The sequence below is a fragment of the Collinsella aerofaciens genome (genome assembly GCF_040910325.1).
GTDB classification, from domain to species: Bacteria; Actinomycetota; Coriobacteriia; order Coriobacteriales; family Coriobacteriaceae; genus Collinsella; species Collinsella aerofaciens_BL.
The window spans coordinates 1-12725 of sequence record NZ_JBDGAV010000037.1 but is presented as its reverse complement, the minus strand read 5'-3'; the positions used below and the strand labels follow the sequence as shown (position 1 = coordinate 12725).

The following is a 12725-nucleotide window of genomic DNA, read 5'->3' as shown; positions in this document are numbered from 1 at the left end:
GGCTGATGGCGCAGCCGTGCCCGGTAAACGAGGCCTCCTCGATCACGCCCTTCTCGACACGCAGCTGCAAGGTGAGCTCGTCGCCACAGCTGGGGTTGATGCCGTCGTGCTCATGCGTGGGGGCATCCATCTCGTACTTATAGTCGGGGTGCGAGTTGTGCTCCATAAACGTGGTGGAGGTGTACAGATTACCCATTGAACGTGCTCCAAACGTGATGCAGGCCGGCGATGAACTTGTCGATGTCGGCCTTGTCGTTGTAGAAGGCCACGCTGGCGCGGCAGCAGGCAAGGTTCTCGACGCCCAGCCAGGTGAGCAGCGGCTGAGCGCAGTGGTGGCCGGCGCGGATGCAGACGCCGTCCATGTCCATGATGCTCGCGACGTCGTGCGGGTGAATTCCCTTGACGTTAAAGCTCACAACGCCGTGGTGGTTGTCCCAGTAGATGGAACCGATGATTTGGACAAAGTCGAGCTGCATGAGTTCGCCCATCAGATAGTGGACGAGTGCCTGCTCGCGGGCCTGGATGTTCTCGTAGCCCACCGTGTTGACCAGGTAATCAAGGGCGGCGCCCGTGGCGAAGATGCCGGCGGCGTCCTGCGTGCCGGCCTCGAATTTCTCGGGAACGGGCGCCCAGACGGCGTCCTGCTCGGTGACCGAATCGATCATCTCACCGCCGGTAAGCACTGGCGGCATGGCGTTGAGCAGGTCCATCTTGCCCCACAGCACGCCGATGCCCATGGGGCCCATGGCCTTGTGCGCGCTAAAGGCAAAGAAGTCGGCGCCCAGGTCGGCCACATCGACCGGCATGTGCGGCAGCGACTGCGCGCCGTCGACGACCAGATAGCCGCCGTACTTGTGCACGAGCTTGCCGAGGTTCTTGACCGGGTTCTCGACTCCTAGCACGTTGGAGACCTGACCCACGGCCAGGATCTTGGTCTTGGGTCCCACCTTGGCCAGAACCTCCTCGGTGGTGAGCTGGCCTGTCTTGGTGGGATAGAGGTAGACGAGCTTGGCGCCGGTCTCGCGGCAGACCTGCTGCCACGGAATCAGGTTGGAGTGGTGCTCCATGATGGTGATGACGACCTCGTCACCGGGCTCGAGCACCGTGGGTGCAAAGCTCTTGGCGACCAGGTTGAGCGACTCGCTCGTGTTGCGGGTGAAGACGACCTCGTTGGCCTGTGAGGCACCGATGAGGTCGGCGATCTGCTGGCGGACTTTCGCGATGGCGTCGGTGGCCTCGACGGACAGCGAGTACAGGCCACGCAGGGGGTTGGCGTTCATGCGCTGGTAGAAGTCGCGCTCGGCGTCGAGCACACAGGCAGGACGCTGCGCGGTGGCGGCACTATCGAGGAAGGCGATCTCGGGGTGCTGCTGGAACAGCGGGAACTGCGCCTTGTAGGGATTAGTCTCGATGTCGACGGTAGGCCAGCCGCGCGAGGCCTCGTCGCTGGCGTCGAGCTCCATAGGCTCCGGTGCGGTACAGGTGTCGCATTTAACGTGCTCGGTGTCGATCATGCGAGCTCCTCTTCAAAGTTGTCGATCAGGTCGTTGCCCAGGCGGACGACGGCGGCGCGGGTGCGCTCGTCGGTGGCGGAAAGTGCGGCGTCCTCCAGCTTGGCGCGGACGAACAGGTCCTCGGCGGCGTTTTGGTCAAGGCCGCGGCAGGCGAGGTAGAACAGTTGCTCGTCGCGGACGTGGCCGATGGTGGCTCCGTGGTTGCCGGCGACGTCGTCCTCGTCGCAGAGAATGACGGGAACGGTCTTGTTGTCGACGCCCTTGTTGGCCAAAAGCACCGTCTCGCGCTCGGTGCCGGTTGCACCCTTGCAACCGTGCACGAGGTCGATGGTGCCGCGGTAGACCTTCTTGGACGTGCCGGTCAGCACGCCGTTGGCGTCGATCTCGCACTCGGTCTTGCGACCGCGGTGGCGCAGCTCGTAGTTAAAGTCGCGCACCTGCTCTCGGGCGCCCAGGTAGTCAGTATCGATGGTGACCTTGGCGGTATCGCCCAGCAGGTCGCCGGCAAGGCCGGTGGCGCTGGCGCCGGCACCCAGGACGGTGTGCTGCACGTTGACGTGCGCGCCCTCGTCCAGGAACAGACCGGTGTCGTCGAGCGCGATCCAGCTATCGTCGAGCGTCTGCGTGCAGGTCACGTTGACGGTGGCGTATTCGTAGGCACACACGCGTAGCACGGAGCCCACGACACCCTCGCCGGCAACGGGGGAGTCCAGGGCGATCTGCAGATTGAGCGTCGACTGGGGACGGGCGACGACGTCGATGGCGGCGATGGCCGCGGCGGCATCGACACCGCTCACGCGCACGGTAACCGTGGCGTGCTTGTATGCGGGCACATCGATGACGATGCGCTTGGTAGCGTGGTCGGCCAGGTAGGCGTAGGCAGCCTCGCCCATGCCAGTTTCGAAGGCCTCAGCGGGGGAGAGCTCCTCCTCCAGCTTAATGGCACCGGCCTGGTAGACAGAGGTGGCGGGCACGTCGAGCTCGGTCTCGGGCGTGATGCGGGCGCGGTCGGCGGCATCACCGGGGGCGGAGGCACGGCGCTCGGGGAAACGCTCGGCCATAGCGTCCATGGCGGCTTCAAACGCGTCTGCCACGCCGGTAAACTGCTCGTCCAAGCCCTCGACCTCAACGGCCTCGGTGGGAGCGGCGGCAAGCTCGTCAGAGAGCTCGAGCTTGGTCTGGTTCATCTTGAGCCAATCCCAAGTGGCAGCCGGCATCGCATTAACCTGCTCAAGGGTGGTAGCAGCGGTGTTGGTGGTCTGTTTCATTATCCGATCGCTCCTTCCATCTCGAGCTTGATCAGGTTGTTCATCTCGACGGCGTACTCCAGCGGCAGCTCCTTGGAGACCGGGTTGGCAAAGCCGTTGACGATCATGGTACGGGCCTCTTCCTCCGAGATACCGCGGCTCATCAGGTAGAACACCTTATCGTCGCCGATGCGGCCGATGGTGGCCTCGTGGCCGATGTCGACGTTCTTGGCGCGGATGTCCATGGCGGGGATGGTGTCGGAGCGGCTCTGGTCGTCGAGCATGAGCGACTGGCAGCTCACGGTTGCCTTGGAGCCCTCGGCCTTAGGCGTGGCCACGATGGAGCTGCGGAACGTCTGGATGCCGCCGCTCTTGGAGATGCCCTTGGTCTCGACGGTTGCCGAGGTATCGGGCGCGTTGAGCACGACCTTGCAGCCGGTGTCGAGGTTCTGACCGGCGCCGGCAAAGGTGATGCCGGTAAAGCTCGAGCGGGCGCGGCGGCCGTTGAGCACGCTCATGGGGTAGAGGTAGCCCACGTGGCTGCCGAAGGAGCCGCTGATCCACTCGATGTCGCCGTCCTCGTCCACGCGCGCGCGCTTGGTGTTGAGGTTGTACATGTTCTTGGACCAGTTCTCGATGGTCGAGTAGCGCAGGTGTGCGCGTTTGCCCACAAAGAGCTCCACAGCGCCGGCGTGGAGGTTGGCAACGTTGTACTTGGGCGCGGAGCAACCCTCGATAAAGTGCAGGTCGGCATCGTCCTCGACGATGATGAGCGTGTGCTCAAACTGGCCGGCACCCTTGGCGTTGAGGCGGAAGTAGCTCTGCAGCGGGAAATCGAGCTTGGTGCCCTTGGGCACGTAGACAAACGAGCCGCCGGACCATACGGCGCCGTGCAGGGCCGCAAACTTGTGGTCGGTGGGCGGGATGAGTGTCATAAACTTCTCGTGGATGAGCGGTTCCCACTGCGGATCGTGCAGGGCTTCCTCAATACCGGAGTAGACGATGCCCATCTTGGACGCGGTGTCCTGCATGTTGTGGTAGACGAGCTCGGAGTCGTACTGCGCGCCGACACCCGCCAGGTAGCTACGCTCGGCCTCGGGGATGCCTAGACGCTCAAAGGTGTTCTTGATGTCGTCGGGCACCGACTGCCAGTCGTGCTTTTGGTCGGTGTTGGGCTTGACGTAGGTGACGATGTTGTCCATGTCCAGGCCCTCGATGGAGGGGCCCCACGTCGGATCCGGGAAGCGGTTGAAGATTTCGAGGGACTTTAAGCGCAGGTCGAGCATCCACTGCGGCTCGTCCTTTTTGGCGCTGATCTCGCGCACGATGTCGGGCGTGATGCCGGCGTCGAGGCGCTCGAATCCCTCCTCGCCATAGGTGAAGTCGTAGAGGCTGCGGTCGATGTCCGCGACCTCGGTGCGGTTCTTGGTCATTGCGTCGCCCCTTTACGCCTGCTGCTCGGCAGCGGCGGCCTCGGCCTGGGCGCGCTGCTCGGCGGCCTCGCGCTCGAAGGTCTCAAAACCGTTCTTGTCGATCCAGGGGATGAGCGAGGCGTCGTCCTCGCGCACGATGTGGCCCTTGACCATAACGTGGACGCGGTCGACATCCAGGTGCTCCAAGATGCGCGTGTTGTGTGTGATGATGAGCATGGAGCCGTCGCAGCTCTTGCGGTAGGCGTCCATGCCGTGGCTGACGGTGGACAGGGCGTCGACGTCTAGGCCCGAGTCGGTCTCGTCGAGGATGGCGAGCTTGGGCTGCAGCAACAGGAGCTGGAGCATCTCGACCTTCTTCTTCTCGCCGCCCGAGAAGCCCACGCCCAGCTCGCGGTTGAGGTAGGCGGTATCCATGTTGAGCTCTGCCGCGAGCTCCTTGACGCGACGGCGGAACTCCTTGCCCTTCATCTCCAGGCCGGGGCGGCCGGCGATGCTGGCGCGCAAAAAGCTCGACAGCGGCACGCCCGGAATCTCGACCGGGGCCTGGAAGCTCAGGAACAGGCCGGCGCGCGAGCGCTTGTCGGTGGTGAGTTCAGTGATGTCCTGGCCGTCAAAGACGATGCGGCCGTCGTTGACCGTGTAAACGGGGTCGCCCATGACCAGGTGGCCGAGGGTGGACTTGCCGGCACCGTTGGGTCCCATCAGAACGTGGGTCTCGCCGGCGGCGACGTTGAGGTTGACGTTGTGGAGGATGGTCTTCTCGTCCACGGAGGCGGTCAGACCTTCGATGGAAAGCAGCGGATTTGCGCTCATGCTGTCCCTCTCTGTATATGGTGTACTCATAGGTGTACTAAACCCTAGGAATCTTCTCGGAATAAAGTTACTATGGGTTCGGCGTTAGTCAAGGGAAAACCCGACTAATCCACTCGACTTTTTAGATGTGGGACATAATAATCAGGCTTGTTTGCCCCGCGTGCATAAGATTTGGGACAAACAAGCCTGGTATTTTGTCTCGGCTACGATGAGAGGGTAGGTATGCTCATTTCTTCTAAGGGCCGCTATGCCCTCCGTCTGATGATCTATATCTCAGCGCTTGGTGACGCCGAGGGCAAGATTGCCCTTCGCGAGGTCGCTGACCGCGAGCATATTTCACAAAAGTATTTGGAGCAGCTGGTTCGTCCGCTCATGAAGGCGGGCCTGCTTAGGAGCGTGCGCGGTAAGGGCGGCGGCTACATGATGGCGAAGGACCCGGCCGAGGTGCGCGCCGGCGACATCCTGCGTGCCGTCGAGGGCAGCACGGCTCCGGTGGCGTGCGATGGCATCGACAACAGCTGCACCCGCAGCGATTTGTGCTCGACCGTCAAGTTCTGGCGCGGTTTGGACGACGTGATCGAAAAGTACGTCGACGGCGTGACGTTGGCCGACCTGGCCGCCGTCCCCGAAATCAACTTTGACATTAAGCTGTAGGGGTGCAAATGGCATCTCTCGACAAGGTGTACAAGCAAATCGAAGTTTTTGCTCGGGAATGTGACGCCGAGAAGGTCGTGTTGTTTGGTTCTCGTGCTCGAGGCGACAACTTGCCCAAGAGCGATATTGACATCGCCGTAGCAGGTTGCCGGGATTTCGGCCGTTTCTCATATTTGATCGAGGAACATCTTGATACTCTTTTAGATGTAGATGTCGTCAATCTCGACGAGTCCCTCTCGCAGCAATTGCTCGATGAGATTGCCAGGGATGGTGTGATTCTGTATGAAAAAATATGAGAACTTTGTTAGCGCCTTGGCGAATCTTGAGGATGCGCCCAATCAGGATCTCAACAATGATTTTGTTCAGAGTGGATTGATTAATAAGTTCAATCTTCAATTTGAACTGAGCTGGAAGCTCCTTAAGCGTCTGCTCGAGTATGAGGGCGCCACGCTTGCCGCGTCGGGGTCTCCTCGTGCCATCGTGAAGGAGTCGTACCGATTCTACGACTTTATTGATGAGGCGGCCTGGCTAGACATGCTCAGAGACCGCAATACGAACGTCCATATCTACGACAACAAGCTCGCTCAAGATTTGATTCAGCGCATCTTGAACGTCTATATCCCCGCTTTCTGTCAGTTGAGGGACGGGCTGATGGAGCGATACGGCGAGCTTCTGATGGCGCCCGACGACCAGTTTGTTTAATTCCTTAAGATTTCGCGGAGGGTTGTTGCCGTTTACCGAGGGGTTGTTGTGCAACAACGGGCGAGCTGCAATACTTATTTTTATCTTTGCAAACTGAACTTTAACTACACCAATGCAGGGAGGATCTTATGCAGCCCAAGCATTCTGCTATTGTCGCGGGCCTGACGTTGGCGCTTTCGTTTGGCGCCGTTTCCGCGCCGGCACCCGCCGCTGCCGAGGAGCCCACGCCGGGCGTTGCCTCGGATGCCACCGATATCGATAAGGGTCTCTACACCCAGCAGTCCTTCTCAGGCGTGCTGAGGTCGGTCCAGGGCGTTTCGTTTGTCAACGTGACTCCCGAGATGAAGTACTTTACCAAGTACGAGAGCCATGGTAACTACAACCAGGGCTTTTCGTACGGTGACGGCTATAACGCGTTGGGCTATTACCAGTTCGACCGCCGCTGGTCGCTCATTCCGTTTATGAAGCAGGTCTACAACTACAGCCCCGAAAAATACAGCATGCTCAAGGATGCGATTGATCGCGGCAGCGAGATTTCCAACACGAGCAATGCCATGTACGAGAACGGTCAGCTCACCGAGTTGGGCCGTATTGCGCAGGAGGCCTTCCAGGGTGCTTACAACACCGATCCTGTTGAGTTCTCAGCAATTCAAGATGCTTATGCGTACAACTCGTACTATGCGGTGACCGAGGCGTGGCTCAAGAGCGGCCTGGGTATTGATATTTCGGGCCGCGCCGACTGCGTCAAGGGCATGGTGTGGAGCATTACCAACATGTGCGGCACTGGTGGCTGCAGGGACTTTTTCCGCTGGGCGAATCTTTCCAACGATATGTCCGATCGCGAGTTTGTGACGGCGCTTTCCTACAGCGTGGTCAATAACGTGGCGACCAAGTATTCGAGCCAACCCCAGTATCATGAGGGCTGGAAGAACCGCTACCGCAATGAGCTGAAGGACTGCTTGGTTTATATCGCCGAGGACGAGGCCGCTGCCGCTGCGACGCCCGTGCAGCCCGAGCCTACGCCGGCGCCCTCGCCGACGCCTGATTCGAATGACGGCTCGAGTGACGATGCCAACGATGACAGGATGGATGCGCCCTCGACCGATGCTGACGGTAATGGCTCTGCTGGTGGCGCTATCAACGACGGTTCCACCTCGAACGGCTCCGATTCGAACGGCTCTGCTGCGGGCGATTCGTCTTCAAGCTCTGCCGGCAATACGGGCAGCGCCGCCTCTGGTTCGACCGACGCTGGTTCCTCTGACTCTTCCACTGGCTCGAGCGATTCTTCCGCCGATACTGGTTCTAGCAATGACTCTAACACTGGCGCCGCTTCTGATTCCGATGCTTCCAAGGACGACTCGAATAAGGCGCCGGACGCTCCCGTTGCTTCGCCGGACAAGAAGCCTTCTTTCTCCGTGCAGCTTGGTTCTACGCTGGGCTCTTCGCTGATGGCTGGTGTCAATAACGGCTCGACTCAGAACAAGGACAACTCTGATCAGGTTTCCACGGAAAAGACCGAGGCCGCAAAGGGCGACTCCAAGGACAAGGCTTCCGAGAAGACCAAATCCGATAAGGGTTCTAGCTCTGAGGCGAAGGACGACAAATCCGCTCAGAAGAAGGACGAGAGCAAGACCGAGGGCGAAAAGAAACAGTCCGAAGACGACGACAAGAGCGGTGCTGACAACCAAGTCCAGGAGCAAAATGACTCCAAAACGGTTACCACTACAACCACCACGACCACCACAACCAAGTCATCTGGCGGCAATATGCCCAAGACGGGCGATCTGATTGTGATGGCGAGCCTTGCCAGTGCAAGCTTGGCCACACTGGGCGCTACGTCTATCGTAAGTGGTAAGCATAAGCTCGATCAGCAGAAGAAAGCTTCTGGGGAGGACGGCTCGGAGGAGTAGCCTCTCGGTTGCTAGATAACTAAAGAGTTGGGACGGGGTCCGGTGCGAATGCATCGGGTCCCGTTTTGTTGTGCAACGATTAGTTGTGCCCCCCTCACACGTCTTGTTGCTACCGTTGCCCGATATGTTTGCGCGGCGACATCGGTACGCGCGAGGCGGTCATTACAATTGGCGCCGTGTTGCGATTTAGGGGGAACGTTTTGGTGTCTGAACAGGCAGATAATGGTTGTGCTGCCGGCTTTGGCGTGCGTTTGATCGGCTGTGCCGACGATGCGGCTTTGCCCATTGGCATGCACGACTATGCGGAGGCCCTTGGTTGCTGCATGCTGGTTGACAAGACCATGTTTATTGCCGATGTGTTGGACTGCGACGCGTCCGTTGTGGTGTGCTGTCGACCCGAGGGTTTTGGCAAGAGCATGAACTTGTCGATGCTCAGGGCTTTTCTGGAGCGTCCAGCGGTCGGTCGCGCTGGTCAGCGTTTGTTTGCCGATGCTCAGATTTGGGATGCAGACGGCGGGCGCTATCGGGATGAGTATGCTTGCTATCCGGTGATATCGCTGGACTTTTCTGGCGCTGCGAGGCGTGGCACCGATGTTGCCGACGTCGTGTGCGATGCTCTTTCGGACGAGTGCGCTCGCCTGCTGGCGCTTTTGGAGGCTCCGGATTTAGCTCGAGACAAGGTACATCACATCGAACTCGTTGCGCGTGGCGCGGCGAGCGAGGATGAGGTCGCCTCGGTGCTTGGCGTGCTCATTGAGCTGCTGGAGATGGCCTGCGATGAGCAGGTTGTATTGCTCGTTGATGGGTACGATGCGGCATGGTTGGGCCGTGCAAGCGCGAGGGGCGCTTCCGGTGCTGATCCGGCAGGGCTATTCGATCGCGTGCTTTTCGACGCCATTGCCGCTGCGCGCGATTCGTTGCGGCTGACGTGTCTGATGGGGGAGTATCCCGGCCCTGCCGAAGCGGCGCTTTCTTTGCATGGCTGCTCGTATTGTCTGACGACGCCGCTTTCGACCTGGTGTGACCGTTGTTTCGGCTTTTCGGATGCCGAGGTCCAGGCTCTTTTGAATCATGCTGGGCGCGAGGAATACCTGGATGATGCGCGTGAATGGCTCGAGGGATATCGGTTTGGTAGGGCCTATTGCTCGAGTCCAGCGCGTGTGATCGGTTTTCTGGACCGAGGCTGCACGGCGCCCGTGCGTGCCGATCTGTATGGGTATGCGGATTGCCTGAGTAGGGTAGTTAGTGACTGGAATCTCGACCGCCTTTCGGTCTTGTTTGATTTGCTCGAGGCCCATGGATGCGTTGGGGTCCCGCTTTGTTTGGGCGCTGCGGGGCTAGAGGCCTCGCCTGATGATGGCTTGTGGACGGCGCTGTATCTGTCAGGTTTCCTGACGACAGATATGACTGAGGAGCCAGAGTATGGCGATCGCCTCTGTGCTTTGCGATTGCCCAATAACGAGCTTCGCCAGGCCTTGCGTCTAGTGATTATTGAGTGGTTTGAGTGCGCTGCAGAAGACATTCGAGACGTCGATGCGTTTCGCGACGGGCTGTGCCATGGGAACGAGGATACCGTGAGGCGGGCGCTAAGCCGCATCTTGGGAGATGCGGGAATCGGTGTGACCGACCCAGATACACCGCTGCCATATCGCCTACTCTTGCAAGGACTCTGCTTTGGATTGCCGGGCTATGCCAATCCTGCTTCGAGGCGAAAGTGTGGCGCGAATCGCTGGGACATCCAGGTTTTTCCTACGGGCGCCGTGTTCGACATAGCCGATACGATCGGTATGCTCGATGAACGTCCGCTGATAACGATCAACATGATGTATGACCCCGGTGTGGATGCGCTGGGCCTGGAATTGCTGGCCGTGCAGGCGCTGCTCGACATAGAGCGCGACGGCATCGACGAAATCCGTGTGCCGCGACCCGGCGTTGGCCGCATGCGCTGGGGGTTCGGTTTTGATGGGCAGCATGTGGCTACGGTGTACCAGAGGCTTTAAGCGCTGAGGTGTTTCCGGCTTCCGTTACTCGGTGTCCTTCATGGGCGGCATGGGCTTCCAGTTGGGATCCTTGATGATCTTGCGGGCGTCTTTCATGCCACGGCGCAGCGCCGGAATACCGGTCTTAAAGCACTTATCGACCGCAGCCAGGCGAATGAATTCCTTGCAGAAGGTCGCGGCATTGCCCAGGCGGAACAGCATGGGGTGGTAGTCACCGTAGATCTGCATATAGCGAGCGAGGAAGCCTCGGTTGCGCATGATGTAGTAGCGGTTGGTGTCGCTCGTAGAGTTGAGCTGGCGCTTGCCGGCGATGTCCCAGTTAGAGACGGCGCGGGCGCGCTTGAGCACCACGTCGGCCACAACGGCGGCGGGGAAGTGCTGGCTGGCTACGTAGCCGTAGCAGGCATCGTCGCCGTAGATAAAGAAGCGCGCGTCGGGCAGGCCGATTTTGTCGACCACGCGTCGCGAGAACATGCCGCCCTCAAAGCACAGCTGGTTCATGGCGCGGTAGCCCTCGGGACCCAGATCCCACTTGGCGATGGGGTTAGGGATGCCGAGCGAAAGGATGAGCTGGTACTGCCAAAAGAAGGCGCCGCCGTCAAAGTCCAGGCGCGAACCCTGGATGACATCGTAGCGGTCGGTCCACTTGGCAAGACGCTCGATGCCTTCGGGGATGACGAGCACATCGTCGTCCATCACCCAGAACCACTGAGCGCCCAGGTCGTAGGCGCATTTAGTGCCGGCGGAGAAGCCGCCCGCACCGCCGCCGTTTTTGAGCTGCGGGGCGTAGATGACACGGTCGGTGCCGCCCTGCGCGTCAGGCTGCTCGGTGTCGATGCCCCACAGGTTGGCCAGGCGCTCGTTGAATGCGGCGCACATGGCCTCGGTCTCGCACGAATTCTCGTTATCGACAATCACGATGCGCCAGGGCGTTGCCGTGAGCTCGGTCATGGAGTCGAACAAGTTGGCCAGGAGTTCCTGGCGCTTGTACGTAACGACGACGATGGCGAGCTTGTCGATGGGGGCGGGAAGGGTTGAAGGCATGGGGCAATATATCCTTTCACGCGCGGCTGGCGATCGCTGCGCGGAAGCTATCGAATACGTCCTTGGGACTGTCTTATTGTAAAGGCTCGGTGCGCTTTGGCGGCAAGCTTTGAATAAAACGCAGGAACCTGCCACGGGTGCAGCGGCTTTAGGGTCTGACGGCAGCGTGTCTATTGCCGCTTGAGCTTGCGAGCGATAAGGCTTCTAGCAGCATCGATGATGAGGAGCGCTAAGGCAAAGACGATGCTAATGACGGTGCCTGTGACGATACATATAGCTGCCGGGCTGTTTTGGCTGATCAGTATGTTTGCGAGCAACGTATTGAAGACGGGACGCCACAGGCTACTGGTGAGCGACTGCATCACATAGAAACCAAGCGTGGCGGTCGATAAGGTGACGATGACACCTGCGGTCCGTGGATTGCCTGAGGCACTGCGCCGGGTCGCCGCAAAGAGCAGAGAGGCGGCAGCGAGGACAAACGAGATCAACGAGGTTGATTTGTAGGAGAGGACTGCCATCGCCGTGAGGTTGCCGGTGAAGGAGAGTGCTCCTTCCAGGATGGTGGCGAGCACCAAAACCGCTGCGAGCGACCGCGTGCCTAAGGCGCCCGCCTTGTCCGAATCCATGGCGCCGGTTACGTCGCGGAGCAGTCCGCCGATCAAAAACGCGACTACGTACGTGGTAGCGCTCATGAGCTTTTGGAGCCAAGAAAACTCGCCGGCGCTTGTCGCACTCATAGCGGCTAAATACCCGTTAACAACAAATGCGAGGATGCCAACGGCGATGACCGTCGTCTTGTAGGTTTTCTGGGGGAGTCGACTCTTAGCCAGTCCAAACCATGGCGCCATGAAGACCGTGGCGGCATAGACCCAGATAAACTCAAGGCCTAGCGTGTACCAGTAGTGCGTATTGAGGGTAACATCGGGAATGGGTGAGACGACCGTGGACCACGCGAGCGCCACGAGGCAATAAAACGCAGTGGGCAAAATGACCTTGCCCACGCGCTGCGCCGTCCGTTGCATTTGCGACTTCCATGTTGCTCCACCGTCCCAAGCACGCTCGGCCGAAGCGATGAGAAAATAGCCCGAAATCATAAAGAAGACCTCGTTGGCCCAGCAGCCCAGCAAGTTAATAAAACCGAGCACGCCGGAATAGGGGAACATCGCAAGTGGGGCATATTCTACGGCGCCGACACAGGTTGCCTGGAAGGTCCACTGAAAGGTGTGGAACACCGCGATGCCGGCGACCGCGACCAAACGCAGCGCTTCGATGGGTATGTTGCGTGCGGCTTTGGGCTGCATGACGTCCTTTCTTATCGGTTTGCCTCTGCGAGGTTGATTTCCGATCTCAGCCGAACACATTGAGCAAATAGGCCATTCCCGCAGTTAGCTGAACGCCCCCGCGGCCC

At 59.9% G+C, this 12725-nt stretch carries 12 protein-coding genes; 5 read left to right on the top strand and 7 right to left on the bottom strand.

The features are described from left to right. From AB5Z25_RS10160 to sufC, 5 genes are all read right to left on the bottom strand, one after another. Positions 1 to 196: iron-sulfur cluster assembly scaffold protein (locus AB5Z25_RS10160; RefSeq protein ID WP_368135495.1), on the bottom strand; the 196-nt coding region annotated here is incomplete at its 3' end. Beyond that, complete coding sequence (locus AB5Z25_RS10155; protein ID WP_199570199.1) at positions 189 to 1514, bottom strand: aminotransferase class V-fold PLP-dependent enzyme; 1326 nt, start codon at positions 1512 to 1514, stop codon at positions 189 to 191. The genes AB5Z25_RS10160 and AB5Z25_RS10155, both read right to left, overlap by 8 nt. Beyond that, complete coding sequence (locus tag AB5Z25_RS10150; RefSeq protein WP_368135494.1) at positions 1511 to 2782, bottom strand: SufB/SufD family protein; 1272 nt, start codon at positions 2780 to 2782, stop codon at positions 1511 to 1513. Before AB5Z25_RS10150 ends, AB5Z25_RS10155 begins: the two co-directional genes overlap by 4 nt. After that, entirely contained in the window at positions 2782 to 4194 is a 1413-nt protein-coding gene (gene sufB / locus AB5Z25_RS10145; RefSeq protein WP_368135492.1) for a Fe-S cluster assembly protein SufB, read from the bottom strand. The genes AB5Z25_RS10150 and sufB overlap by 1 nt, the downstream gene beginning before the upstream one ends. Before the next feature lie 12 nt (positions 4195 to 4206). After that, positions 4207 to 5007, bottom strand: coding sequence for a Fe-S cluster assembly ATPase SufC (gene sufC / locus AB5Z25_RS10140; RefSeq protein WP_006235561.1), 801 nt, complete (start codon positions 5005 to 5007; stop codon positions 4207 to 4209). 222 nt (positions 5008 to 5229) lie between these two features. On the opposite strand from sufC, the gene AB5Z25_RS10135 reads away from it, so the two are divergent. The 5 genes from AB5Z25_RS10135 to AB5Z25_RS10115 all read left to right on the top strand — a co-directional run bounded on the left by AB5Z25_RS10135 (position 5230) and on the right by AB5Z25_RS10115 (position 10273). Next, a complete protein-coding gene (locus AB5Z25_RS10135) occupies positions 5230 to 5661 on the top strand; it encodes an RrF2 family transcriptional regulator (protein WP_368135490.1) in 432 nt (143 codons plus the stop codon). 8 nt (positions 5662 to 5669) lie between these two features. Continuing rightward, complete coding sequence (locus AB5Z25_RS10130; protein WP_006235563.1) at positions 5670 to 5957, top strand: nucleotidyltransferase family protein; 288 nt, start codon at positions 5670 to 5672, stop codon at positions 5955 to 5957. After that, entirely contained in the window at positions 5944 to 6363 is a 420-nt protein-coding gene (locus AB5Z25_RS10125) for an HI0074 family nucleotidyltransferase substrate-binding subunit (protein ID WP_006235564.1), read from the top strand. The genes AB5Z25_RS10130 and AB5Z25_RS10125 overlap by 14 nt, the downstream gene beginning before the upstream one ends. 128 nt (positions 6364 to 6491) lie before the next feature. Beyond that, a complete protein-coding gene (locus tag AB5Z25_RS10120; RefSeq protein ID WP_368135488.1) occupies positions 6492 to 8273 on the top strand; it encodes a hypothetical protein in 1782 nt (593 codons plus the stop codon). Positions 8274 to 8476: 203 nt separating this feature from the next. Then, positions 8477 to 10273: an AAA family ATPase gene (locus AB5Z25_RS10115; RefSeq protein WP_368135487.1), complete on the top strand. Its 1797-nt coding sequence runs from the start codon at positions 8477 to 8479 to the stop codon at positions 10271 to 10273. Between the two features lie 24 nt (positions 10274 to 10297). On the opposite strand, the gene AB5Z25_RS10110 is transcribed toward AB5Z25_RS10115, so the two are convergent. Both AB5Z25_RS10110 and AB5Z25_RS10105 read right to left on the bottom strand, forming a co-directional pair. Beyond that, on the bottom strand, positions 10298 to 11317 hold the full coding sequence (locus AB5Z25_RS10110) for a glycosyltransferase (RefSeq protein ID WP_368135485.1): 1020 nt from the start codon (positions 11315 to 11317) through the stop codon (positions 10298 to 10300). 170 nt (positions 11318 to 11487) lie between these two features. Continuing rightward, the gene (locus AB5Z25_RS10105) at positions 11488 to 12618 is read right to left on the bottom strand and encodes an acyltransferase family protein (RefSeq protein ID WP_368135483.1); all 1131 of its coding nucleotides are present in this window, start codon (positions 12616 to 12618) and stop codon (positions 11488 to 11490) included. Positions 12619 to 12725: the final 107 nt, after the last annotated feature.

Bases quoted from the DNA above. Each gene is read 5' to 3' on its own strand.
- AB5Z25_RS10155 (WP_199570199.1), bottom strand. From the start codon at position 1,514: ATGATCGACACCGAGCACGTTAAATGCGACACCTGTACCGCACCGGAG.
- AB5Z25_RS10150 (WP_368135494.1), bottom strand. From the start codon at position 2,782: ATGAAACAGACCACCAACACCGCTGCTACCACCCTTGAGCAGGTTAAT.
- sufB (WP_368135492.1), bottom strand. From the start codon at position 4,194: ATGACCAAGAACCGCACCGAGGTCGCGGACATCGACCGCAGCCTCTAC.
- sufC (WP_006235561.1), bottom strand. From the start codon at position 5,007: ATGAGCGCAAATCCGCTGCTTTCCATCGAAGGTCTGACCGCCTCCGTG.
- AB5Z25_RS10135 (WP_368135490.1), top strand. From the start codon at position 5,230: ATGCTCATTTCTTCTAAGGGCCGCTATGCCCTCCGTCTGATGATCTAT.
- AB5Z25_RS10130 (WP_006235563.1), top strand. From the start codon at position 5,670: ATGGCATCTCTCGACAAGGTGTACAAGCAAATCGAAGTTTTTGCTCGG.
- AB5Z25_RS10125 (WP_006235564.1), top strand. From the start codon at position 5,944: ATGAAAAAATATGAGAACTTTGTTAGCGCCTTGGCGAATCTTGAGGAT.
- AB5Z25_RS10120 (WP_368135488.1), top strand. From the start codon at position 6,492: ATGCAGCCCAAGCATTCTGCTATTGTCGCGGGCCTGACGTTGGCGCTT.
- AB5Z25_RS10110 (WP_368135485.1), bottom strand. From the start codon at position 11,317: ATGCCTTCAACCCTTCCCGCCCCCATCGACAAGCTCGCCATCGTCGTC.
- AB5Z25_RS10105 (WP_368135483.1), bottom strand. From the start codon at position 12,618: ATGCAGCCCAAAGCCGCACGCAACATACCCATCGAAGCGCTGCGTTTG.